Below are 22916 nucleotides of genomic sequence, written 5' to 3'. Positions count from 1 at the left end.
GGCTCAGACGGCCAGGATCTCGGCTTCCTTGGCCGCGATCAGCTTGTCAATCTCGCCGATCACGCGATCGGTCAGCTTCTGCACCTCGTCCTGCGAGCGGCGCTCGTCGTCCTCGGTGATGGCCTTGTCCTTCTGCAGCTTCTTGGCCTGTTCGTTGGCGTCACGGCGCAGGTTGCGCACAGCCACCTTGGCATCCTCGCCGGCGCTCTTGACGACCTTGGTCAGGTCGCGGCGGCGCTCCTCGGTCAGGGGGGGCATCGGCACGCGGATCAGGTCGCCCTGGGCCGAGGGGTTCAGGCCCAGGTCCGACTCGCGGATGGCCTTCTCGATCTTGGCGCCCATGCCCTTTTCCCAGGGCTGGACGCTGATGGTGCGGGCGTCCAGCAGGCTCACGTTGGCGACCTGCGAGATGGGCACAGGCGAGCCGTAGTAGTCCACATGGACCTGATCCAGGATGCCCGGGTGAGCCCGGCCGGTGCGGATCTTCTGCAGTTCGGTCTTGAAGGCCTCTACCGACTTGGCCATCTTGGCCTCGGCGTTCTTCTTGATGTCAGCAATGCTCATGATGCTCAACCTTGTTCAGGAGTGGACCCGGGCTCAACGCGCCAGGACGCTCAAACGTGGACCAGGGTACCCTCGTCTTCGCCCATGACCACGCGCTTGAGCGCGCCGGCCTTGAAGATGCTGAAGACCTTGATGGGCAGCTTCTGATCCCGGCACAGGGCGAACGCGGTGGCGTCCAGCACCTGCAGATTCTTGGTGATCGCCTCGTCGAAGCTGATGCGGGCGTAGCGGGTGGCCGTCGGGTCCTTCTTGGGATCGGCGGTGTAGACACCATCGACCTTGGTGGCCTTCAGCATGATCTCGGCACCGATCTCGGCACCACGCAGGGCGGCGGCGGTGTCGGTGGTGAAGAAGGGGTTGCCGGTGCCGGCCGCGAAGACGACGACCTTGCCTTCTTCCAGGTACTGCAGTGCCTTGGGGCGCACATAGGGCTCGACCACCTGCTCGATGCTGATGGCGGACATCACGCGCGCCGTCATGCCTTCCTGGCGCATGGTGTCCGCCAGGGCCAGGGAGTTCATCACCGTAGCCAGCATGCCCATGTAGTCGGCGGTGGCGCGGTCCATGCCGACCGAGCCGCCAGCCACGCCGCGGAAGATATTGCCACCCCCGATCACGACGGCAACTTCCACACCCAGCTGCGTCACCTCCTGGATCTCGCGCACCATGCGCACGATGGTGGCGCGGTTGATGCCGTAGGCGTCATCGCCCATCAGGGCTTCACCGGAAAGTTTGAGCAGGATGCGTTTGTGCGCGGGCATTGTGTCCTCGTCGTGGGTGTTGGGGTTGCCGCGATGCCGGGGAGAGCTCCTCCCCGACCGCAGGCGCAAGTGTAAAGGGCGCCAGAGGCGCCCTTTGTTTCCAGCCGTGGCGGTGAATCAAGGAATTTGGGGGCTCCCCCTCATTCCCAGGTCGCGCCGAGCGGCAGACCGGGCTCGTCAGCCCGGCCAGAAGACGCTCAGGCGTTCTTGGCTGCGGCAGCCGCTTCGGCAGCAGCCTTCTGGGCAGCCACTTCGGCCGCGAAGTCGTCGACCTTCTTCTCGATGCCTTCGCCCACCACGTACAGGGTGAAGCTCTTCACTGCGGTGGCCTTGTCCTTCAACATGGCGGCGACGGTCTGCTTGCCGTCAGCAGCCTTCACGAAGACCTGGTCCAGCAGCGAGACTTCCTTCAGGAACTTCTGCACCGAGCCTTCGACCATCTTGGCGACGATGTCGGCAGGCTTGCCAGACTCGGCAGCCTTCTCTTCGGCGATCTTGCGCTCCTTGGCGACCAGCTCGGCCGGCACTTCGGCGGAAGACAGGGCAGCCGGCTTCATGGCGGCCACGTGCATGGCGACGTCCTTGGCGGCGACATCATCGCCATCGAACTCAACCATCACGCCGATGCGGGTGCCGTGCAGGTAGGAGACCAGCTTGCCACCCTCGTAGCGCTTGAAGCGACGGATGGTCATGTTCTCGCCGATCTTGCCGATCAGGCCCTTGCGCACATCTTCCACGGTCGGGCCGAAGCCTTCCTGGGACAGGGGCAGTGCCGACAGGGCATCGACGTCAGCGGGGTTCTTCTCGGCAACCAGGCCGGCCAGGGCGTTCACGAAGGCCAGGAAGGCGTCGTTCTTGGAGACGAAGTCGGTTTCGCAGTTGACTTCGATCAAAGCACCGGCACCACCGACGACGGCAGCAGCCACCACGCCTTCGGCGGTGATGCGGGACGCGGCCTTGCCAGCCTTGTTGCCCAGCTTGACGCGCAGGATTTCCTCGGCGCGGGTCAGATCACCCTCGGCTTCGGTCAGGGCCTTCTTGCACTCCATCATGGGAGCGTCGGTACGGGCGCGCAGCTCGGCGACCATGCTTGCGGTAATAGCAGCCATTTCAATCTCCGTTGGACGGGGAGCCGACGCATCAGCCCCCCAATACAGATTCAGCGTGGAAAAAAGGGGCTGAATCAGCCCCTGGTGAGCAAGTGCCGAAGGGCTCAGGCGCCTTCGTTCACTTCCACGAATTCGTCGCCGTCGGCGGCAACAGCCTGCACCAGCTCGGCGGTGCTGTTGGCACGGCCTTCCAGCACGGCGTCGGCCACGGCCTTGGCGTACAGGGCGACAGCCTTGGCGGAGTCGTCGTTGCCGGGGATGACGTAGTCGATGCCTTCGGGCGAGTGGTTGGTGTCAACCACGCCGATCACGGGAATACCCAGCTTCTTGGCTTCGGCGATGGCGATCTTGTGGTAGCCAACATCGATCACAAACATGGCGTCCGGCAGGGCAGCCATGTCCTGGATGCCGCCGATGTTCTTTTCCAGCTTGGCCAGCTCGCGCTGGAACATCAGGGCTTCCTTCTTGATGGCGGGCTGGGTGCCGTTCTCGACTTGAGCCTGCATGTCCTTCAGGTTCTTCAGCGAACCCTTGACCGTCTTAAAGTTGGTCAGCATGCCGCCCAGCCAGCGCTGATCGACGAAGGGAACGCCGGCGCGCTGGGCTTCAGCGGCGACGATCTCGCGGGCTTGACGCTTGGTGCCGATCATCAGGATCGTGCCGCGCTTGGCCGACAGCTGGCGCACGAACTTCAGGGCTTCCTCGAACTTGGGCAGCGTCTTTTCGAGGTTGATGATGTGGATCTTGTTGCGATGGCCGTAGATGAAGGGGGCCATCTTGGGGTTCCAGAAGCGGGTTTGGTGACCAAAGTGGACACCGGCTTCCAGCATTTCGCGCATCGTGACGGACATGAAGTAACTCCGAAGGTTGGTTCTAAAATCCGGCTCGAATCGCGTCGCAGCACAGGGCAAAAAAAGCCCGCTCATTGAGCCACTACGACACGACACCTTTCGATTGCCGGGTTTGCGATTTGTCTGCCGAGATCGCCACCCACCCGGTCAGGTGATGCAGGCCAACTTCGGTTCTGAAACTTGGTTTCTGAAGTTTCTGAACCTTCGGTTGAACCAGCCCTGATCCGGACTGAGTTGCTGATGCTGCAAACGCTATTGCAGCGCTGCAGTCCCCGGCAAAACCCAAAGAGTATAGCACGATTGATGTCCCTCCCCCTCACCTGCCGCCCGCATTGCGCGGCACTCCTGCCCTGCGCCTGCGCGCCGCGCGTCCCTGAATCCCGCTTTCCTCGTGCAGATGCGCAGAGGCAGGCACTGACGGCGAGGTCCTGAATGGAAGTCGCCATCGTCGGCGCCGGACTGACCGGCATCCATGCGGCCCTGGAGCTGGCCGCCCAGGGCCACGCCGTGGTCGTGTTCGAGCGCAGCGGCAGCGTGGCTGCCGAATCCAGCTTCGCCCAAGGCGGGCTTTGCGCCCCCGCCCTGAGCCCCGTATGGGGCGCCTTGTGCGGCACGCAGGCCCTGGAGCTGCAGGCCGCTGGGCTTTCGGATGCCGGTTGGCGCTGGGCCGCCCGCCAGGCCCGCGGCAAGGGCTGGACCGAGGCCCGCCAGGCCGCCCTGCTCGCCCTGGCCCGCCAGAGCCTCGCCCGCTCGACCCTGCTGCGCAAGCAGCTGCAGCTGGACCATGAGCGCAGCGAGGGCCTGCTCCTGCTGATGCGCGACGAGGCCCAGGCCCGCAAGGCACAGCCTCTTGTCGAGCGCTGGCAGAGCGTGGGTCTTGCCCATCAATGGCTGGACGCCGAAGCCTGCCGCCGCCTGGAGCCTGGGCTCAGCACGGACACCGCCCTGCACGGCGGGTGGCAGCTGCCCGAGGCCGAGGCCGGCAATGGCCGCGAGCTGTGCCTGCTGCTCAAGCAGGCCGCCCAGCGCCTGGGCGCGCACTTCATGTTCCACACCGAAGTCCGCGCCCTGCAGGCGGGCAGGCGCCCCGCCCTCACCCACGGCCCGGCCGTGCTGACCGGGATCGCCGCCACCGCGCAGCGGCAGGAGGCCCTCGCCACGAACGGACCCAGCACCGTGCCCAGCCCACGCGAGGCGCAGACGCACAGCTTCGACGCCATCGTGCTGTGCGGCGCGCAGCCCGGTGATCCTCTGCTGGCCCAGTTGGGCCTGAGGCCCGCCCTGCGCCAGGTCTGGGGCCGCACGCTGACCGCCCCGCTGCGCCAGCTGGAAGCGTTCCCCGACCTCGGCCCGCGCGCCAGCCTGATCGACGACCGACACCAGCTGAGCCTCAGCCGCCTGGGGCAGCGCGTGCGGGTCAGCGGAGGCGCCAGCCTGCAAGCCCCCAGCCGGGGCGACAAGGGCTTCGAGCGCCTGCACGAGGTGCTGCACGACTGGTTCCCCGGCGCCATCCAGCCCCAGCAGGCCCAGCACTGGCAGGGTTGCCGCCTGATGCTGGCCGACGGCCTCCCCCTGCTGGGGGCCAGCGGCGCCGAAGGCATCTGGCTGAACCTGGCCCATGGCGGCCAGGGTGCGGCACTGGCCGCGGGCTCGGCACAGCTGATGGCCGCACTGATCGGCGGTCGCGACCCCGGCCTGGACCTCAGCCCCCTCTCTGCGGAACGCCTGCGCTGAGCTAGAGTGGCCGCATGATCGAGGTGCTCCATCAGGCCGGCCGCTTCCCCCTCTTCAGCAGCGAGGGCTGCCGGGCGCTGGAGGCCGCCTCCCTTGCCCGCTCGCCAGCCCAGGCGCTGATGGCACGCGCCGGCCTGGCCGTGGCGCGCCTGGCCCTGGCCGTGGCGCCCCATGCCCGGCGTGTCTGGATCGCCTGCGGCCCTGGAAACAACGGCGGCGACGGCCTGGTGGCCGCGCGTCACCTGGCGAGCCTGGGCCTGGAGGTCCATGTCAGCCATCTGTGCGGCAGCAAGCCACTGCCCGCCGACGCCCAGTGGGCCTGGCGAACGGCCATGGACGCCGGCCTGCGGATCGGCAGCACGCTGCAGCCGCCCGAAGGCTGCGAGCTGGTCATCGACGCCCTGTTGGGCCTGGGCCTGCAACGGGCGCCGGAAGCTGCGCTGGAGCAGGCCATCCTCGCCATCAATGCCTGCGATGTCCCGGTCCTGAGCATCGACCTCCCCAGCGGCCTGCAGGCCGATGCCGGCCGCCCCTGCCCCGATGCACTGGGACGGGCCGGCGCCGTCGTGCGCGCACAGCACACGCTGTGCCTGCTGGGCCTCAAGCCGGGACTTTTCACCGGCCAAGGGCGCGACCACGCCGGCCGGATCTGGTTTGATGACCTGGGGGTGAGCGCCGCGGACGGCGACTGCGGCCGCCTGGTCGCCCTGGGCGAGCGACAGCGCTGGCAAGCGCTGGCCCGCCGCACCCATGCCAGCCACAAGGGCAGCTATGGGCAGGTGCTGGTGATTGGCGGCGCCGCGCATATGGAAGGCGCCGCGCTGCTGGCGGCGGGCAGCGCGCTGGCCGCCGGCGCCGGCAAGGTCCATCTGAAACCCTTGTCCGGCGCGGTGCACGCAGGCGGTCGCCCCGAGCTCATGCGCTGGCCCGAAGGCCCCCTCGACAGCCAGACGCCCTGGCAAGACCTGACCCTGGTCGTGGGTTGCGGCGCCGGGCATGGGCTGGACGCTGGCCCTGCCACGGGCTCCGGCTCGCCCCTGCCCGAAGTCCTGCGGCAGGCCCCGCGCCTGGTGCTGGATGCCGACGGGCTCAACAGCGTCGCGCGCAGCGGCGCGACCCGAGAACTGCTGCATGCACGCAGGAGCGCCGGACGGCAGACGATCCTGACGCCTCACCCGCTGGAGGCCGCGCGCCTGCTGGCCTGGCCCGTGGCGCAGGTACAGGCCGACAGGCTCGTGGCTGCCCGCGCACTCAGCGCGACCCTGGACTGCAGTGTCGTGCTGAAGGGCTCGGGCAGCGTGATCGCAAGCCCTGGCGAGCCCCTGCATGTGAACGGCAGCGGCAATGCCGCCCTGGCGGGCGCAGGCACGGGCGACGTGCTAGCCGGCTGGCTGGGCGGGCTCTGGGCGCAGCGCCCGGACCTGCCTCCGCATGAGATCGCCACCATGGGCGTCGCCTGGCATGGCGAAGCCGCGCAGGGCGCACAGGCCCCGCTGCGGGCGGCCGACCTGATCGAGCGCATGCACGCCCTCCAGGCCTGCCTGCCCTGAAGGCAAGCGGCAGCGCCCCGATGGCGCCGGCGCCTCGGCTCAGCGCCGCTTGCGCCCCTTGCCTGCCTCGCTGGACTTGCGAGCCGCCGTCTTGCGGGCCGCCACCGGCGACATCGGCGCCGCCGCTGCACGGCTGGCGCCGCCGACCTTGGCCCGCTTGCCGCTGGCCTTCGCCTCGCGGTCCTGGCGCTGGACTTCAGCCAGCTTGTCCGTGGCCTTGCGTGGGGCGGCCTGGCCGGTCTTGTCGCGCAGGGGCTTGGAGGCCGGGCGGAGTTCCTCGCCATCCCGCACCAGGCGGAAGTCGATCTTGCGACCGTCCAGGTCCACGCGGCTGACCTGCACCTGCACTCGCGCGCCGGTGGCGTAGCGAATGCCGGTGCGCTCGCCGCGCAGCTCCTGGCGTACCTCGTCGAAGCGGTAGTACTCGCCGCCCAGCTCGGTGATGTGAACCAGCCCTTCGACGAAGAGTGCGTCCAGCTGCACGAAGAGGCCGAAGGTGGTCACGGCGCTGACCGTGCCGCTGAACTCCTCGCCCAGGTGCTCGCGCATATAGCGACACTTGAGCCAGGCTTCGACATCGCGCGAGGCTTCGTCGGCGCGACGCTCGTTGGCGCTGCAGTGCGCACCCACCACTTCCCAGCGCTCGACCTCGGTACTGGCGGAAGCCGGATTGATGGGCTTGCCCTTGCCGGGCCGCTTGGGCGGCACGGGCACATCCATCTTGGCGGCATCCAGTTGGTAGCGCTTGTTGCCCAGCATGGCCTTGATCACGCGGTGCACCAGCAGGTCCGGATAGCGACGGATCGGACTGGTGAAGTGCGTGTAGGCCTGATAGGCCAGGCCGAAGTGGCCGGCGTTGGCGCCCGTGTAGATGGCCTGCTGCATGGAGCGCAGCAGCATGGTGTGGATCTGCGTGGCGTCGGGCCTGTCCTTGGTAGCGTGGGCGATGGCCTGGTACTCGCCGGGCGAGGGATCGTCCGAGAGGCCCATGCCGATGCCCAGCGCCCGCAGGTAGGCCTGCAGCGCCGTGCGCTTCTCGGGCGTGGGCCCTTCATGCACGCGGTACAGCGAGTGGTGTTTGCCGCCCGCAATGAAGTCCGCCGCGCAGACGTTGGCGGCCAGCATGGCCTCCTCGATCAGACGATGGGCATCGTTGCGGGTGCGGGGGATGATCTTCTCGATGCGGCCGTTGTCGTCGCAGACGATTTGGGTCTCGACGGTGTCGAAATCCACGGCACCGCGACGTTGGCGCTGGCTCAGCAGCGCGCGGTAGACCTCGTGAAGGTGCAGCAGGTGCGGCACCAGTTCCTTGCGGCGCGCCGCCTCCGGACCGTGGGTGTTGGCCAGCACGGCCGCCACCTCGTTGTAGGTCAGCCGCGCATGCGAGCAGATCACCGCCGGGTAGAACTGGTAGGCGAAGGTGTCGCCCTCTTCCGTGACCAGCATGTCGCAGACCATGGAGAGGCGGTCCTGCTCGGGATTCAACGAGCACAGCCCATTGGAGAGCTTCTCCGGCAGCATGGGGATCACACGACGCGGGAAGTAGACCGAGGTGGCACGCTCGTAGGCATCGAGGTCCAGGGGCTCGCCGGGCTTCACGTAATGACTGACGTCAGCAATGGCCACCAGCAGACGCCAGCCCTTGAAGGCCGTCTTGCCGCGGCCCTGCTTGTGCGGCATGCAGAAGACGGCATCATCGAAGTCGCGGGCGTCCTCACCGTCGATGGTGACCAGGGCGACGTCGCGCAGGTCCACGCGGTTCTTCATGTCCACGGCCCGCACGCGATCCGGCAGCTTGGCGGCCTGCGAGAGGGTCTCGGCACTGAAGCGGTGCGGCACCTCGTACTTGCGTACCGCAATCTCGATCTCCATGCCGGGATCGTCGATCTCGCCCAACACCTCGGTGACGCGCCCCACGGGCTGCGAGTAAAGCGAGGGCGGCTCGGTCAGCTCGACAGCGACCACCTGGCCGGCCGTGGCGTTGGCAATGGCGTTCTTGGGCACCAGGATGTCCTGGCCATAACGCTTGTCTTCCGGGGCCACCAGCCACACGCCGGACTCCAGCAGCAGCCGGCCGATGATGGGTCGCTTCTTGCGGTCCAGGATCTCCAGCACCCGGCCTTCAGGGCGGCCGCGCTTGTCGTAGCGCACGATGCGGGCACGCAGGCGGTCGCCGTGCATCACGGCATGCATTTCCTGCGCGGAAAGGTAGAGGTCGGGCTGCCCGTCATCGGGGATGAGGAACCCATGCCCGTCGCGGTGACCCTGGACCACCCCCTCGACTTCACTCAGCAGGGCAGCCTGCGAACCGGCAGTGTTGCCGGGACCACTTGTGTTCTTAAAATTTTTGATGATAGAATCTCAGCTTTCCTGAAACGGCCAGGCACTTTGTTTAGACGAATCATACGTTTAAACCGATGGCTTGGAAACCTTGCCCAGGTGGCGGAATTGGTAGACGCACTAGTTTCAGGTACTAGCGGGTAACTCCGTGGAGGTTCGAGTCCTCTCCTGGGCACCAGATACTTTCAGAAGCCGGCTTCCTCTTGGGTCGCCGGCTTTTGTTTTGGGCGCATGACTGTTGTGGCATGCACCGCTTGATGCTCCATGGCTGCAGATCGCAAGACTGCGGCCATTTTGCTTTGTGGCCCGCTGCCCGCACAAGATCCCGTCGCTTGCCCGGGGCATTGGCAATACTTGACCCCGCCCCGCGCCCTGCCGCCATGAAAAAAGCGCGGGGCCTCGACAAGGAGGCGCCGCGCTTTTTCGCGAGCTGGTGATGAAGGGCGTCGCGATCAGGAATGCTCCCTCAGACCGAGAACTTCTTCGCCAGCGCGTCGGGGCGCATGTCGTCGTAGATCTCGAAGGGCTGGTGGATCCAGGGGCTGGTCTCCAGCATTTCAACGTAGTAGTCGGGCGTGTAGGTCGAGACCGACTTGGTCCAGATCACCGCCGAGCGCAGCTCCTTAACGGCAGGCATGCCGCGCAGGCGCTCCACCACGGCCTTCAGCGTGACGCCGGAGTCGGCCAGGTCATCCACCAGCAGCACGCGGCCAGCCAGCTCGCCCTTGGGCATGGTGATGTACTTGGCGATGTCCAGGCGGCCCTGGATAGTGCCGGCTTCCGCGCGGTAGGAGCTGGTGGACATGATGCCCAGCGGCTTGTCGAAGACACGGGACAGCACATCACCCGGGCGCACGCCGCCGCGGGCCAGGCACAGGATCTGGTCGAACTCCCAGCCCGAGGCATGCACCTTGAGCGCCAGGCGCTCGGTCAGCAGATGGTATTCGTCCCAGGACACGTACAGGTGCTTGCCGTCGTCGGTCAACATAGATGCTTACTCCAAATTCGATGTGATCGTTGAGAGGGGCTCAGCCCTTGTAGGGGTGACGCAGCAGAATGGTGTGCTCGCGGTCCGGGCCGGTGGACACCATATCGATGGGCGCACCAATGACTTCCTGCACGCGCTCCAGGTAGCGGCGCGCATTCAGCGGCAGCGCATCCCAGTTCGTAACGCCGAAGGTGCTCTCAGTCCAGCCAGGGAAGGTCTCGTACACGGGCTTGCAGGCCACGATCTCGTCGGCATCCAGGGGCAGGATGTCGATCTGCTGGCCGTTGAGCTCGTAGCCCACGCACATCTGGATTTCCTTGAGGCCATCCAGCACGTCCAGCTTGGTCAGGCACAGGCCCGTGATGCCGTTGATGATGATGGAGCGCTTCAGCGCAGCGGCATCAAGCCAGCCGCAGCGGCGGGCGCGGCCGGTCACGGTGCCGCGCTCCTGGCCCACCGTGGACAGGTGGTAGCCGACGGTGCCTTCCTTTTCCCACTCCAGTTCGGTCGGGAATGGGCCAGACCCCACGCGGGTGGTGTAAGCCTTGGTGATGCCCAGCATGTAGTGCAGCATCTGCGGGCCCACGCCGGCACCGGCGGCGGCATTGCCGGCCACGCAGTTGCTGGAGGTGACGTAGGGATAGGTGCCGTGGTCGATGTCCAGCAGCGTGCCCTGCGCGCCCTCAAACAGGATGTTCTGGCCGGCCAGGTGGGCCTTGTGCAACATGTAGCCGACGTCGGCCAGCATGGGCTTGACCTGCTCGGCCAAGGCCATGGCCTTGTCAAAGATGGGCTGGAACTCCAGGGCACTGGCGTTCAGGTAGCCGGTCAGCGCGTGGTTGTGCAGGTCCAGCAGCTCGCGCAGCTTCTTGGCGAAGCGTTCGGGGTGCTTCAGGTCCTGCAGACGCAGAGCGCGGCGCGCGACCTTGTCTTCGTAGGCCGGGCCGATGCCCTTGCCCGTGGTGCCGATCTTGCCGGTGCCGCTGCTTTCGCGCAGGGCTTCGCGGGCCTTGTCCACTTCCACATGGAAGGGCAGGATCATGGGGCAGGATTCGCTGATGTAGAGGCGCGAGCGCACATCCACGCCGGCCTTCTCCAGACGCTCGATCTCGGACACCAGATGGGTCGGATCCACCACCACGCCGTTGCCGATATAGCAAGCCACGCCGTCGCGCATGATGCCCGAGGGGATCAGTTGCAGGGCCGTCTTCACGCCCTTGATCACCAGCGTGTGCCCGGCGTTGTGGCCGCCCTGGAAGCGCACCACGCCCTGCGCGTGGTCGGTCATCCAATCGACAACCTTGCCCTTGCCTTCGTCACCCCACTGGGTGCCCACAACGACCACATTACGGCCGCGCGCGATCTCACTGTGCATGATGCTCATCCAATGAAAAGTATTCAGATTGGCGGGCCGCGTCAACGCGCGCGCACCACCCATTGCCCGCCAACGCTGACCAGCTCGCGGTCGCAGTCGAATTCGTCGTTCTCGTGTTCATGCCCGGGCAGGACGCAGACCACGGTTTCTCCCTGCTCACGCAAAGCGCGCACGGCAGCACGCAGGGACGCATCCTCACCCCAGGGCGCACGCACGGCCGCACGCAGAGGCGTGACCGGGCTCAACGCCACCAAGGCCTTGAGGTCCAGACTGAAGCCCACGGCCGGGCGGCGACGGCCGAAGACCGCTCCCACCTCGTCGTAGCGACCGCCACGCAGCACGGCGTCGCTGCAGCCGGCGGCATACAGCGCGAAGCGCATGCCGCTGTAGTAGGCATAGCCACGCAGGTCAGCCAGGTCAAAGCCCAGGTGCAGATCCGGCTGGCTCTGACGCAGATGGCTGGACAGCCAGCGCAGGTCGTTCAGGGCCGCACGGATCAGGGGATGGTCAGGCAGCTGCTCGCGAGCGAGGTCCAGCACTTCCATGCCGCCATACAGGCCAATGAGGCTCTGCAGGCCGCGGGCCACCGCCTCAGGCATGCCGGCCGTGGCCTGGGCGAGATTGGCCGCGTCCTTGGCGGCCAGGGCCGCGACGATGGCCTCCAGCGTGTCCGCCGGCAGCTTCAGCTCGCCCAGCACGCCCTGCACCAGACGGGCGTCGCCCAGGTCCAGGGTGATGCCCTTCAGGCCGGCCTTGTGCAGGGCGGCGATGGCCAGCTCTTGCACTTCCAGGTCGGCTTCCAGTCCAGCGTGGCCGTAGATCTCGACGCCGAACTGCAGAGGCTCGCGGCTGCCGTGCAGGCCCTCCGGGCGCGTGTGCACCACCGGGCCGCAGTAACACAGACGGGTCACGCCGGCACGATTCAGGAGGTGGGCATCGATGCGGGCGACCTGGGGAGTGGTGTCCGCGCGCAGGCCGAGGCTGCGGCCGGACAACTGATCGACGAGTTTGAAGGTCTTGAGGTCCAGTTCACGACCCGTACCGGTGAGCAGCGACTCCAGATGCTCCAGCATGGGAGGCATCACCAGCTCGCAGCCGTAGGTCCGCGCCAGATCCAGGAGATCGCGCCGGAGTTCTTCGATACGGCGAGCCTGGGAGGGCAAGACGTCAGCAATGTGCTCGGGCAGCAGCCAAGCAGAGGCCATGGACGTTTCTGGGGGGGTTAAAAACGGCATTGTACCGGGAAGTCCCGGCACGGCGAACAGGGCCAGCCTACGTGACGCGCAAACGCGGGCCACGTGTGCAAGGCGGCACGGGCCCTGGGGCGGCCCGCGCCCCGCTCAGTGCAGCAGCATCAGGCCCAGCAGGCCGCCGGCCACGCAGGCCAGGCCGACGAAGCGGATCTGGCCGTCGCTGAGCACCGTCATGCGCTGGAACAGTGCTCGCCAGCGCCCGGGTGTCAGCATGGGCATCAGCCCTTCGATGACCAACATCAGCGCGAGCGCTGTCCAGAGCACTTCCACGCTCACGCCGTGCTCACTTGCGGGCAGGGGCAGCCGCACCTGCGGGCGCGCCGCGCATGGACTTGAAGAACTCGGTGCTGGGGTCCAGGACCATCACACCGGGCTTGTTCTTCCAGATCGCGCGATAGGCCTCCAGCGAGCGATAGAACTGCGCGAACTGCGGGTCGCGGCCGAAGGCCTCGGCATAGATGGCGGAGGCCTTGGCATCGCCCTCGCCCATGATCAGCTGCGCATCGCGATAGGCTTCCGCCAGGATCACTTCGCGCTGGCGGTCGGCGTCGGCGCGGATCTTCTCGGCTTCGGCATTGCCGGTCGCGCGCCATTCATTGGCCACGCGCTTGCGCTCGGACTCCATGCGGCGATAGACGGCGTCCGTGATGTTGGCGGAGAAATCGACGCGCTTGATGCGCACGTCCATGATCTCGATGCCGAACTGCTTGGCCTCCTCGACCAAGCGGCGACGCACATCCTGCATGACCTTGTCACGTTCGGTGGCCAGCACGGCGCGGACGTCACGCTTGGTGACCTCCTCGTTCAGGGCCGCCTGCACGATGGGGCTCAGGCGGGCATCCACGCTGCGCATATTGCTGCCGCTGTTGCGGATGAACTGGCGCGGGTCGGTCACACGCCACTTCACCAGCCAGTCAATGACCAGGCTCTTCTTTTCGGCGGTGAAGATGGGACGGGGATCGGGGTTGTCCAGGGTCTGCACGCGGCGGTCCAGGAAGACCACGTTCTGGAAGGGCGGCGGCAGCTTGAATTTCAGGCCGGGCTCACTGACGACTTCCTTGATCTCGCCAAGGGCGTAGACCACTGCAAACTGGCGCTGATCGACGACATACATCGTCGAGCTCAGGACCATGAAGGCGACCAGGGCGCCCAGCACGAGGCTCGTGATTCGATTCATCTGTGCGCTCCCTCAACGGCCTTCGCGATTGCGCAGGGCATCGCGGTTGCGGTCCACCGGCGCCACGGCTGCGGGCGCGGGCTCGACGACCACCGGCACGGGCGAACTGCTCGTGACGTTGGAACCTCCCTGCTGGATCAGCTTGTCCAGCGGCAGGTACAGCAGGTTGGAGCCGCTGCGGCTGTCCACCATCACCTTGGTGACGTCGCCGTAGATCTGCTGCATGGTGTCGATGTAGATGCGGTCGCGGGTCACGGCAGGCGCCTTCTGGTACTCGACCAGCACTGACTTGAAGCGCTGCGCATCACCCTCGGCGCGGGCGACTACACGCGAACGGTAGCCCTCCGCCTCCTGGCGCAGGCGCGCGGCCTTGCCCTGGGCTTCGGGGATCACGTTGTTGGCGTAGGCCTCGCCCTCGTTCTTGAGCTGTTCCTTGTTCTGCCCGGCCTTGAAGGCATCGTCAAAGGCGGCCTGCACCTGCTCGGGTGCCTGCACGCTGCCGACGTTGACGTTCTTGATCACGATGCCGGCCTTGAGCCGGTCCAACTGGGCCTGCACCGACTTGCCCAGCTCGGCGGCGATGGCGTCGCGCTGCTCGTACAGCACCGAGTCCATATTGGACTTGCCCACGATCTCGCGCACGGCGGACTCGGCGGCCTGGCGCACGGCGTCGTCGGGCTCGCGGTTCTCGAAGAGGTAGTCGCGGGCGTCCTTGAGCAGGTATTGCACCGTGAAGCGGATGTCCACGATGTTCTCGTCCTGCGTCAGCATGGAGGAGTCGCGCAGTCCCGTGCCCGCCACCGTGGTCTGACGGCCCACTTCCACCGAACGCAGCTGCGTCACGGCCACGGTCTCATGAGCCTGGAAGGGATAGGGCAGCCGCCACTGGAAACCGGCATCGACCGTCTTGCTGTACTTGCCGAAGGTGGTGATGACCGCCTGCTCGCCTTCCTGCACGGTGAAGAAGCCGCTGCCCAGCCAGGCCAGCGCCACCACGCCAGCGATCAGGCCCATGCCCACGCCAGCGCTGCGCATGTCGGGGCTGGAGCCGCCGCCGCCCTGCGGCTCGGGGCTGCCGCGGCCTCCGAAGAAACCGGAGAGCTTGCGGTTGAAATCACGCCAGAGCTCGTCGAGATCCGGCGGGCCGTCGTTGCGGCCGTTGTTGAGCAGCGCAGCGTCGCGGCGTGCGCGCGGCAGCATCAGGGCTCGCAGCAGGGCCGCTGCGGCAGCAGCGGTCTCTCGCAGCGTGGGGGCGCCAGGGGCGCGCTCAGCGTGATTCATGCTCATGCCTGTTCGTTGGAATTGGGCGCCGCGCCATTGTCCACGGCTTTGCCCTCGTTGCTCGAAGTCGGACCGGACTCCGACCTGGACCCATCATCCTCATGTGGCGGCTGCGCCAGGGAAATCAAGCGCGGATCGTGCTCGGCCGGCCCGGGGGTCAGGCCTTGCTCGCGCATGCAGGTGACGATCTGGGCCCGCAGCAGGTCCAGACCCTCGCCGCTGATGGCGCTGACGAAGATGCGCGGCACACGCTGGCCGTTGGGCCGCTCCATCCAGTCCAGGGGCTGGCGCGGGCGCTGGGTGTCCTCGAGCTTGTCAAGCTTGTTGTAGACCAGCAGCTGCGGGATGCCTGCGGCGTCGATTTCCTCAAGCACGCGCTCGACCTCCACCATCTGCTCATCCAGCACCGGCGAGGCGGCATCGACCACGTGCAGCAGCAGGTCGGCGTCAGCCGCTTCCTGCAGCGTGGCCTGGAAAGCTTCCACCAGCTTGTGCGGCAGGTCGCGGATGAAGCCCACGGTATCGGACAGCGACACGCTGGCCGCCGCCTCCTCCAGGTACAGCGAGCGTGTGGTGGTGTCCAGCGTGGCGAAGAGCTGGTCGGCCGCATAGGTGCGAGCCTTCACCAGCGCATTGAAGAGCGTGGACTTGCCGGCATTGGTGTAGCCGACCAGCGAGACGCGGAATACACCATTGCGCGCACGGGCGCGGCGCTGCGTGCTGCGTTGGCGCTGCACCTTCTTGAGGCGCTCCTTGATGCTCTTGATGCGCTCATCGATCATGCGGCGGTCCAACTCGATCTGGGCCTCGCCGGGGCCGCCACGCATGCCGATGCCGCCGCTCTGGCGCTCCAGGTGGCTCCAGCGGCGCACCAGGCGTGAGGCCAGGTATTGCAGCCGGGCCAGCTCGACCTGCAGCTTGCCCTCGTGGCTCTTGGCGCGAGCCGCGAAGATCTCCAGGATCAGGGCTGTGCGGTCTGCAACCGGCACGCCGAGCACGCGCTCCAGATTGCGCTGCTGGGCTGGCGAAATGGCCTGGTCGAAGAGTACCGTGTGGGCTCCGTGGGCCTGCACCAGCAGCTTGATCTCATCGGCCTTGCCGGAGCCCACGAAGAGCGCGGCATCCGGGGCCTGGCGCTTGGCGGTGACCCGGGCGACGGGCGTGTCACCGGCGGATTCAGCCAGCAGCGCGAGCTCGTCCAAGGAGGGATCGAAGGGGGCGCCGCGTCCGAAATCGACACCCACAAGAATGGCGCGCGCCGCCTCTGAGGGCGGCGTCGCGGCGGAATGGCTAGAAGAACTCAAGGTCGGTGGAGGCCGTCACGGACGCTGCCGTGACGGCGAGTCCTCTCAGGCAGCGCCTTCGGCGCTGTCGTTGGCGTGGAAGTTCACGGCGCGGCCGGGAACCACCGTGGAGATGGCGTGCTTGTAGACCATCTGAGTGACCGTATTGCGCAGCAGCACGACGTACTGGTCAAAGGACTCGATATGGCCCTGCAGCTTGATGCCATTGACCAAGTAGATGGACACCGGCACATGCTCCTTGCGCAGGAGGTTCAGGAAGGGGTCTTGCAGGAGTTGTCCTTTGTTGCTCACGATATGCTCCGTGTTGTGAGAGGGGGAAAGAGAGGACTGCACCTTAACACAGCCGCGGGTTTCCCCGCGCCCAGGATTCAGTCATCCTTGTCCAGGAATGGATTCTTGGATGAGCGCATCTCGATGCGCAGCGGCGTGCCCGCCAGTTTGTAGTGGGCCCGGATGCGACCTTCCAGGTAGCGCTTGTAGGCATCGGAGACGCTGTCCAGCGCATTGCCGTGGATCACGACGATGGGCGGATTCATGCCCCCCTGGTGCGCATAGCGCAGCTTGGGACGCGAGACCCCGGAGCGCTGCGGCTGCTGGTGCTGCACGGCTTCCTGGATCAGGCGCGTGAGCACCGGCGTGGTCATCTTCTTGTAGGCCGAGGAGTAGGCATCGGCCAGCGCGTTCCACAGCGGGCCCAGGCCCTGGCGCTTCAGCGCTGAAATCTTCAGCGTGGGCGCGAACTTCAGGAAGGACAGGCGCGACTCGATGGAGCGCTCCAGCATCTCGCGCTGGTAGCTGTCCACCGCATCCCATTTGTTGATCGCGACGACCACGGCGCGGCCACTGTCCAGGATGTAGCCGGCGATGTGGGCGTCCTGGTCGGTGACGCCCTGGGTGGCGTCGATCAGCAGCAGCACGACATTGGCATCAGCGATGGCCTGCAGGGTCTTGACCACAGAGAACTTCTCGATGGCCTCGAAGACCTTGCCCTTGCGGCGCAGGCCGGCGGTGTCGATCAGCTTGAACTTCTGGCCGTGGCGCTCGAAGTCCACCGAGATGGCATCGCGCGTGGTGCCCGGCATGTCGAAGGCAACGAGGCGCTCCTCGCCCAGCCAGGTGTTGATCAGCGTGCTCTTGCCGACGTTGGGGCGTCCGGCGACAGCCAGGCGGATGACCTGCTCCTCCTCGGCGCCCTCGCCTTCCTCTTCACCGTAGTCAAAGCCTTCCAGCACGGCCTCGAGCATGCTGCGGATACCCTGTCCATGGGCGGCAGAGATGGGATGGGGCTCGCCCATGCCCAGCTCGTGGAATTCACCCAGCAGGGGCGACTCGCTCATGCCCTCGGCCTTGTTGACGGCCAGGAACACGCGCTTGTTGCAGCTGCGCAGGTAGCGGGCGATGTCCTGGTCCTGGGCGGACAGGCCCAGGCGGATATCGACCACGAAGACGACTGCATCCGCCTCGGCCACGGCCTGGCGAGTCTGCTTGGCCATTTCCTTGACGATGCCGGTGGAGCTGTCGGGCTCGAAGCCGCCGGTGTCGATGACGATGAAGTCGCGGTCACCGAGACGGCCGTCGCCATAGTGCCGGTCGCGCGTCAGGCCGGCGAAATCGGCCACGATGGCGTCACGGCTCTTGGTCAGCCGGTTGAACAGCGTGGACTTGCCCACATTGGGGCGGCCCACCAGGGCGATCACGGGTTTCATCATGTTCTTGTTCTTCTTTCAAAGACGGGAGGCGCCACAGGCGCGCGGCCTCACTGGGGCCGCAGCGCGAAGAGGCCTCCGTTGCGGGTCACGACCAGGATGGTATTGCCGGCCGCCACCGGCGCGGCCACGATGGCCGAGCCGTCGGTGGGCAGGCGCAGCTGAGTCTTGCCGGTCTCGCGGTTGAGGAAGTGCACCTGTCCCTCGAAGTCACCCACCACCACGCTCTGGCCCAGGACCAGGGGAGCGGACAGCTTGCGGTTCAGGAACTGCTCGGCATTCCAGAGCACGTCGCCATTGCTGGTGCGCCAGGCCGTCAGGCGGTCGGAGGCGTCGCCAGCCACGACGGCCTGCGCATCGCCGCCCACGCCCATCACGCCACCGACATTGCGGGTCCAGGCGGTGGAGCCACGCTCGGCGTTGATGCAGCTGACGGCCGACTGGAAGCCGCGGGCGCACAGCAGCTCGCCGGTGCGCACCAGGGGTCCGACGACATCGGCCAGGCGCTCGACCTCGTTGGTGCCGCGCGGATTGGCCACGCTGGCCTCCCAGCGCACGGTACCACGCAGCGGGTCAACGCCGGCCAGGCGCGAGCCTTGGCCCACGACCAGGGTGTCCTTGTAGCTGGCAATGCCCCCGGGCTGCAGCAGGGTCAGCGGGTCACCCGGGCGGCGCAGCTCGAAGAGCTTTCGACCGTCGATGGCGTCGAAGGCCAGCACGGCACGGTCAACCGTCAACACGAAGATGCGCTCGCCCGCCACCAGGGGCGCCGTCAGGATGGGCACGGACAGGGGCTTGCGCCACAGGGTCTTGCCCTCGTCCAGGGAGAGCAACTCGTTGTCGCGAGTGACGACGGCGGCATAGCGGCCATCGCTGCCCACGCCCGCGGCCAGCTTCTCCTTGAGGTTGGCACGCCAGACCGCGCTGCCGTCGGCCGCCTTGAGGCGCTGCACGGTGCCATCGCTGTCGGCGACAACGAAGCTGTCAGGCAGCGCCACGACGTTCAGACCGAAACGGACACTGTCCATGCGCTGCTGCCACACCACCTTGCCAGCGATGGCAGGCGTCACAGCTTCCAGCGGGGCCGGCTTGGCGTCCTTGGAATTGGAGAACAGCGAGCAGGCCGACAGCAGGGCCGGCAGGGTCGCCAGCAGCAGGCCGCGGCGGAGCAGTTGCAGGGACTTCATGCTCACTTGCCGGACTCCTTGCCTGCATCGGCGGCCGGTTCTTCCGGCACGGCGGCGCCCAGGCTGGCGAGCTTGGCCCCGACCAGCTGACGGTAGTCCAGGGTCTTGTCCATGCCCTGGTAGGCCTTCAGGTACTCGGCCTTGGCCACATCGGGCTTGGACTGCAGCACGGCGAGGTCGCCGCGGCGGTCAGCCACCAGGGCGGCGAAGTCGGGGGCCTTCACGGCGTCCAGGGTCTTGCCGGCCTCGTCGAGCTGCTTGGCGTCGATCTGCAGCGCAGCCAGGCGCAGGCGTGCCAGGTCTTGATAGAGCGCATCCCCAGCATTCTGGGCAGCCCAGGCCAGCGTGGCGCGGGCGCCGTCGTCATTCTGCTTGTCGTGCTGCAGGCGGGCCTGCAGCAGCGCGCCCTGGGCGGCCGCGACGGTGGAGGGGAAACGCTCCTTCAGCACGGCGAAGGCGGCATTGGCCTTGTCCACGTCACCGGCTTCCACCTGGTTGGACAACTGCTCATACAGGGCCGAGGCCTTGGCCCCCTGCTCGCGCTGCCACCAGTTCCAGCCCACCCAGGAGGCATAGGCCAGCAGCACGGCGGTCAAGCCCCAACTGATGAGGTTGCCCCATTGCTTCCAGAAGGCCTTGAGCGCTTCCAGTTGTTCCTGTTCTTCCAGATCGAGATGCGACGCCATTGCTTTTGTTCGGTAGAGAATGGGGTGAGTGAGCCGCGATTATGCGTTGCGGAGTTCATGGGCCCAGGAAGCCACCTCGGCCAGCTTGCGGCTGGACTGGGCCTGGCCTTCCTCGCGCAGGGGCTTGAGGCCCACTTCGCCGCGGGCCAGTTCGTCCTCGCCGAAGATCAGCGCCAGGCGGGCGCCGCTGGCATCGGCCTTCTTGAATTGGGACTTCATGCTGCCCTGCCCCGGATGCAGCACCACCGAGACGCCGGCCGCGCGCAAGGCTTCAAGGGCCTGCATGACCTGGCCCAGCCCCTGCGCCGAGGGCACGATGGCGTAGGCATCGGGCACGGGCAGGTCCATCTGGGTGCCCAGGGTTTCCAACAGCAGCAGCAGGCGTTCCAGGCCCAGGCCGAAGCCAACCGCCGGGGAGGCCTTGCCGCCCAGCTGCTCGATCAGTCCGTCATAGCGGCCGCCAGCGCAGATCGTGCCCTGCGCTCCCAGCTTGTCGGTGACCCACTCAAAGACGGTGAGGTTGTAGTAGTCCAGGCCGCGCACCAGGCGCGGGTTGATGCGGTACTGCAGGCCCACGGCATCCAGCAGGGCCTTCACGCCGTTGAAGTGGGCCAGAGAGTCCTCGCCCAGGAAGTCCAGCAGCTTGGGTGCGGCTTCGGCCATGGCCTGCATGGCGGGATTCTTGGTGTCCAGTACGCGCAGCGGATTGCTGTACATGCGGCGCTTGGCTTCCTCGTCCAGCACGTCCTGGTGCTGCTCCAGGTAGGCGATCAGGGCCTCTCGGTGGGCTTTGCGCTCTTCGGACTGCCCCAGGCAGTTCAGCTCCAGCACGACATCACGCCCCTCGACCAGGCCCAGCTCGCGCCAAAGGGTGCGGGCCAGCAGGATGACCTCGGCGTCCACATCGGGGCCGCCGAAGCCCAGGGCCTCGACGCCCATCTGGTGGAACTGCCGGTAGCGGCCTTTCTGCGGGCGCTCATGGCGGAACATCTGGCCGAAGTAGTAGAGGCGCTTGCCGCCCTCGCGCAGGAAGCTGTGCTCGACCATGGCCCGCACCACGCCGGCCGTGCCCTCGGGGCGCAGGGCCAGGTGGTCGCCATTCATCTTGTCCTCGAAGGCGTACATCTCCTTCTCGACGATGTCGGTCACCTCGCCGATGCCCCGCACGAACAGAGCCGTCGGCTCGACGATGGGCGTGCGCACGTTCTGGTAGCCGTAGCGCTGCAGCACGCTGCGCATCTTCGCCTCCAGCCACTCCCAGCGCGCCGATTCCGGCGGCAGGATGTCGTTCATGCCCTTCACGGCCTGGAGGGGCTGCTTCTTCTGTTCACTCATGGACTCTTTCGCGGCAGGCTCAGGCGTTCTGAGCGCCGAAACGTTTTTCGATGTAGTTCTCGACCAGGGTCTGGAACTCGGTAGCGATGCCCTCCCCGCGCAGGGTCAGGGCCTTCTCGCCATCGATGAACACGGGGGCCGCAGGCGCCTCGCCGGTACCGGGCAGGCTGATGCCGATGTCGGCATGCTTGCTCTCGCCGGGGCCGTTGACGATGCAGCCCATCACGGCCACCTTCATGTTCTCCACGCCGGGATACTTGGCGCGCCAGACGGGCATCTGGGCGCGCAGGTAGTCGTCGATCTGCTTGGCCAGTTCCTGGAAGGTGGTGCTGGTGGTGCGGCCACAGCCCGGGCAGGCGGTGACGCTGGGATTGAAAGCGCGCAGGCCCAGGGACTGCAGGATCTCCAGAGCCACCACGACCTCCTGGGTGCGGGACTCGCCGGGCTGGGGCGTCAGCGAGACACGGATGGTGTCGCCGATGCCTTCCTGCAGCAGGATGGACAGGGCCGTGGCCGAGGCCACCGTGCCCTTGGTGCCCATGCCGGCCTCGGTCAGACCCAGGTGCAGGGCGTAGTCGCATCGCTGGCTCAGCGCACGGTAGACCGAGATCAGGTCCTGCACACCGCTGACCTTGCAGCTGATGATGATGTTGTCCGCGTTAAGCCCCAACTCGCGCGCATAGCTGGCGGAGCTCAGGGCCGACTGGATCAGGGCCTGGTACATCACCTGCTGGCCGTCCCAGGGGCTGGCGCGGCGGGCGTTGTCGTCCATCATCTGGGCCAGCAGCTCCTGGTCCAGGCTGCCCCAGTTGACGCCGATGCGCACGACCTTGTCGTACTTCATCGCGGCCTCGATCATCTGCGCGAACTGACGGTCCTTTTTATCGCCCTTGCCCACGTTGCCGGGGTTGATGCGGTACTTGGACAGGGCCTGGGCCATGGCCGGGAACTCGGTCAGCAAGCGGTGGCCGTTGTAGTGGAAGTCGCCCACCAGCGGCACGTCGATGCCCATGCGGTCCAGTTGCTCGCGGATGAGAGGCACGGCCTCGGCGGCTTCGGGCGTATTGACCGTGATGCGCACCAGCTCGGACCCTGCGATGGCCAGTTCCTTGACCTGGATGGCGGTCTCGATGACGTCCACGGTATCGGTGTTGGTCATGGACTGCACGCGCACCGGCGCATCGCCGCCAATGGTCACGACGCGGTCGCCCCAGCGTACGCGGGCCTGGCGGCTGCGGCGCGCAGCCGGCCTGGCAGCCGCGATGGCATCGAGGCTGTCAGGCGTTTCGGACGGGGTCGTCGGGGTCACACTCATCACTTCTTTCAGCTCATTCGGATCGGTCGGCATCTGGCACGCTCGCTCAGGGCAGCTCCAGGCGTGCCACGTTGTCCCGGGAGCGGGCCTGCAGATCCACAGGCTCGCCACGCAGGCTCAGCTGGGTGCCGGACACATTGCCCACGCGCAGCTTGACGGGCGTCTGCACCTGCAGATCGGCCACCTCGCCGGCACGCATCAGGCGGGAATACTGGACCTGGCCACGGGCATCGACCACCTCGATCCAGCTCTCGGCGCTGGCACGCAGCACCAGCGGCGCAAGGCCGGCCGTGGATGTGGCGGGCGCCGGTGCGGCGGAGGTCACGGTCGGGCGGGCCTGCTCGGCAGGCGCGGTCGTGGGTGCGGTTGCGGTTGCGGGCTGCACGGGCGCGGCCACGAC

At 67.0% G+C, this 22916-nt stretch carries 21 protein-coding genes and 1 tRNA gene; 3 read left to right on the top strand and 19 right to left on the bottom strand.

Features of this window, described 5'->3' with window-relative positions; all coding sequences use genetic code 11:
• Positions 1-3 precede the first annotated feature (3 nt).
• The 4 genes from frr to rpsB form a co-directional block, all read right to left on the bottom strand.
• On the bottom strand, positions 4-564 hold the full coding sequence (gene frr, locus H5407_RS01715; protein ID WP_183102690.1) for a ribosome recycling factor: 561 nt from the start codon (positions 562-564) through the stop codon (positions 4-6).
• Between the two features lie 50 nt (positions 565-614).
• Positions 615-1325 carry a UMP kinase gene (gene pyrH, locus H5407_RS01710; RefSeq protein ID WP_183102689.1) on the bottom strand — a complete coding sequence of 237 codons (711 nt, stop codon included), beginning with the start codon at positions 1323-1325 and terminating at the stop codon, positions 615-617.
• A 197-nt stretch (positions 1326-1522) separates the two neighbouring features.
• On the bottom strand, positions 1523-2434 hold the full coding sequence (gene tsf / locus H5407_RS01705; RefSeq protein ID WP_183102688.1) for a translation elongation factor Ts: 912 nt from the start codon (positions 2432-2434) through the stop codon (positions 1523-1525).
• 104 nt (positions 2435-2538) lie between these two features.
• Positions 2539-3285, bottom strand: a complete 747-nt coding sequence (rpsB, locus tag H5407_RS01700; RefSeq protein WP_183102687.1) for a 30S ribosomal protein S2 — start codon at positions 3283-3285, stop codon at positions 2539-2541.
• Between the two features lie 432 nt (positions 3286-3717).
• Here rpsB and H5407_RS01695 point away from each other — a divergent pair, with 432 nt between their 5' ends.
• Positions 3718-5019 (top strand): FAD-binding oxidoreductase, encoded by a 1302-nt coding sequence (locus tag H5407_RS01695; protein ID WP_183102686.1) that lies wholly within the window; start codon positions 3718-3720, stop codon positions 5017-5019.
• 14 nt (positions 5020-5033) lie between these two features.
• Positions 5034-6569, top strand: coding sequence for an NAD(P)H-hydrate dehydratase (locus H5407_RS01690; RefSeq protein WP_183102685.1), 1536 nt, complete (start codon positions 5034-5036; stop codon positions 6567-6569).
• Between the two features lie 39 nt (positions 6570-6608).
• Here H5407_RS01690 and rnr read toward each other — a convergent pair whose 3' ends face one another.
• Positions 6609-8861 (bottom strand): ribonuclease R, encoded by a 2253-nt coding sequence (rnr, locus tag H5407_RS01685; protein ID WP_183102933.1) that lies wholly within the window; start codon positions 8859-8861, stop codon positions 6609-6611.
• 141 nt (positions 8862-9002) lie between these two features.
• On the opposite strand from rnr, the gene H5407_RS01680 reads away from it, so the two are divergent.
• A tRNA-Leu gene (locus tag H5407_RS01680) sits at positions 9003-9087 on the top strand.
• 288 nt (positions 9088-9375) lie between these two features.
• On the opposite strand, the gene H5407_RS01675 is transcribed toward H5407_RS01680, so the two are convergent.
• From H5407_RS01675 to H5407_RS01610, 14 genes are all read right to left on the bottom strand, one after another.
• Positions 9376-9897: a phosphoribosyltransferase gene (locus tag H5407_RS01675; RefSeq protein WP_183102684.1), complete on the bottom strand. Its 522-nt coding sequence runs from the start codon at positions 9895-9897 to the stop codon at positions 9376-9378.
• A 40-nt stretch (positions 9898-9937) separates the two neighbouring features.
• Positions 9938-11281 carry an adenylosuccinate synthase gene (locus H5407_RS01670; protein ID WP_404935572.1) on the bottom strand — a complete coding sequence of 448 codons (1344 nt, stop codon included), beginning with the start codon at positions 11279-11281 and terminating at the stop codon, positions 9938-9940.
• A gap of 32 nt (positions 11282-11313) precedes the next feature.
• Positions 11314-12477, bottom strand: coding sequence for an ATP phosphoribosyltransferase regulatory subunit (locus tag H5407_RS01665; protein WP_183102682.1), 1164 nt, complete (start codon positions 12475-12477; stop codon positions 11314-11316).
• A 135-nt stretch (positions 12478-12612) separates the two neighbouring features.
• The gene (locus tag H5407_RS01660) at positions 12613-12801 is read right to left on the bottom strand and encodes a DUF2065 domain-containing protein (RefSeq protein WP_310737597.1); all 189 of its coding nucleotides are present in this window, start codon (positions 12799-12801) and stop codon (positions 12613-12615) included.
• Positions 12802-12808: 7 nt separating this feature from the next.
• Positions 12809-13702: a protease modulator HflC gene (hflC, locus tag H5407_RS01655; protein WP_183102681.1), complete on the bottom strand. Its 894-nt coding sequence runs from the start codon at positions 13700-13702 to the stop codon at positions 12809-12811.
• 12 nt (positions 13703-13714) lie between these two features.
• Complete coding sequence (gene hflK / locus H5407_RS01650; protein ID WP_183102680.1) at positions 13715-14989, bottom strand: FtsH protease activity modulator HflK; 1275 nt, start codon at positions 14987-14989, stop codon at positions 13715-13717.
• Positions 14986-16287 carry a GTPase HflX gene (gene hflX / locus H5407_RS01645; RefSeq protein WP_220800415.1) on the bottom strand — a complete coding sequence of 434 codons (1302 nt, stop codon included), beginning with the start codon at positions 16285-16287 and terminating at the stop codon, positions 14986-14988. The genes hflK and hflX overlap by 4 nt, the downstream gene beginning before the upstream one ends.
• 45 nt (positions 16288-16332) lie before the next feature.
• Entirely contained in the window at positions 16333-16578 is a 246-nt protein-coding gene (hfq, locus tag H5407_RS01640) for an RNA chaperone Hfq (RefSeq protein WP_183102679.1), read from the bottom strand.
• Between the two features lie 77 nt (positions 16579-16655).
• Positions 16656-17993: a ribosome biogenesis GTPase Der gene (gene der / locus H5407_RS01635; RefSeq protein WP_183102930.1), complete on the bottom strand. Its 1338-nt coding sequence runs from the start codon at positions 17991-17993 to the stop codon at positions 16656-16658.
• 50 nt (positions 17994-18043) lie between these two features.
• Positions 18044-19180, bottom strand: coding sequence for an outer membrane protein assembly factor BamB (bamB, locus tag H5407_RS01630; RefSeq protein ID WP_183102929.1), 1137 nt, complete (start codon positions 19178-19180; stop codon positions 18044-18046).
• A 2-nt stretch (positions 19181-19182) separates the two neighbouring features.
• Positions 19183-19866 (bottom strand): tetratricopeptide repeat protein, encoded by a 684-nt coding sequence (locus H5407_RS01625; protein WP_183102678.1) that lies wholly within the window; start codon positions 19864-19866, stop codon positions 19183-19185.
• Between the two features lie 39 nt (positions 19867-19905).
• A complete protein-coding gene (gene hisS, locus H5407_RS01620) occupies positions 19906-21201 on the bottom strand; it encodes a histidine--tRNA ligase (RefSeq protein ID WP_183102677.1) in 1296 nt (431 codons plus the stop codon).
• Between the two features lie 19 nt (positions 21202-21220).
• Positions 21221-22516: a flavodoxin-dependent (E)-4-hydroxy-3-methylbut-2-enyl-diphosphate synthase gene (gene ispG / locus H5407_RS01615; RefSeq protein ID WP_183102676.1), complete on the bottom strand. Its 1296-nt coding sequence runs from the start codon at positions 22514-22516 to the stop codon at positions 21221-21223.
• 46 nt (positions 22517-22562) lie between these two features.
• A partial coding sequence (locus H5407_RS01610; RefSeq protein ID WP_183102675.1) for a DUF4115 domain-containing protein occupies positions 22563-22916 on the bottom strand: 354 nt, incomplete at its 5' end.

Origin of the sequence: Mitsuaria sp. WAJ17 (assembly GCF_014174515.1) — a bacterium.
GTDB lineage: Bacteria > Pseudomonadota > Gammaproteobacteria > Burkholderiales > Burkholderiaceae_C > Roseateles_B.
Note: the sequence above shows the minus strand (reverse complement) of the source record. Positions and strands in the feature narration are given on the sequence as shown.

Excerpts from the sequence above, each read along its gene's own strand:
- frr (WP_183102690.1), bottom strand. The coding sequence starts at position 564 with ATGAGCATTGCTGACATCAAGAAGAACGCCGAGGCCAAGATGGCCAAG.
- pyrH (WP_183102689.1), bottom strand. The coding sequence starts at position 1,325 with ATGCCCGCGCACAAACGCATCCTGCTCAAACTTTCCGGTGAAGCCCTG.
- tsf (WP_183102688.1), bottom strand. The coding sequence starts at position 2,434 with ATGGCTGCTATTACCGCAAGCATGGTCGCCGAGCTGCGCGCCCGTACC.
- rpsB (WP_183102687.1), bottom strand. The coding sequence starts at position 3,285 with ATGTCCGTCACGATGCGCGAAATGCTGGAAGCCGGTGTCCACTTTGGT.
- H5407_RS01695 (WP_183102686.1), top strand. The coding sequence starts at position 3,718 with ATGGAAGTCGCCATCGTCGGCGCCGGACTGACCGGCATCCATGCGGCC.
- H5407_RS01690 (WP_183102685.1), top strand. The coding sequence starts at position 5,034 with ATGATCGAGGTGCTCCATCAGGCCGGCCGCTTCCCCCTCTTCAGCAGC.
- H5407_RS01675 (WP_183102684.1), bottom strand. The coding sequence starts at position 9,897 with ATGTTGACCGACGACGGCAAGCACCTGTACGTGTCCTGGGACGAATAC.
- H5407_RS01670 (WP_404935572.1), bottom strand. The coding sequence starts at position 11,281 with ATGAGCATCATGCACAGTGAGATCGCGCGCGGCCGTAATGTGGTCGTT.
- H5407_RS01665 (WP_183102682.1), bottom strand. The coding sequence starts at position 12,477 with ATGGCCTCTGCTTGGCTGCTGCCCGAGCACATTGCTGACGTCTTGCCC.
- hflC (WP_183102681.1), bottom strand. The coding sequence starts at position 13,702 with ATGAATCGAATCACGAGCCTCGTGCTGGGCGCCCTGGTCGCCTTCATG.
- hflK (WP_183102680.1), bottom strand. The coding sequence starts at position 14,989 with ATGAGCATGAATCACGCTGAGCGCGCCCCTGGCGCCCCCACGCTGCGA.
- der (WP_183102930.1), bottom strand. The coding sequence starts at position 17,993 with ATGAAACCCGTGATCGCCCTGGTGGGCCGCCCCAATGTGGGCAAGTCC.
- bamB (WP_183102929.1), bottom strand. The coding sequence starts at position 19,180 with ATGAAGTCCCTGCAACTGCTCCGCCGCGGCCTGCTGCTGGCGACCCTG.
- H5407_RS01625 (WP_183102678.1), bottom strand. The coding sequence starts at position 19,866 with ATGGCGTCGCATCTCGATCTGGAAGAACAGGAACAACTGGAAGCGCTC.
- hisS (WP_183102677.1), bottom strand. The coding sequence starts at position 21,201 with ATGAGTGAACAGAAGAAGCAGCCCCTCCAGGCCGTGAAGGGCATGAAC.
- ispG (WP_183102676.1), bottom strand. The coding sequence starts at position 22,516 with ATGAGTGTGACCCCGACGACCCCGTCCGAAACGCCTGACAGCCTCGAT.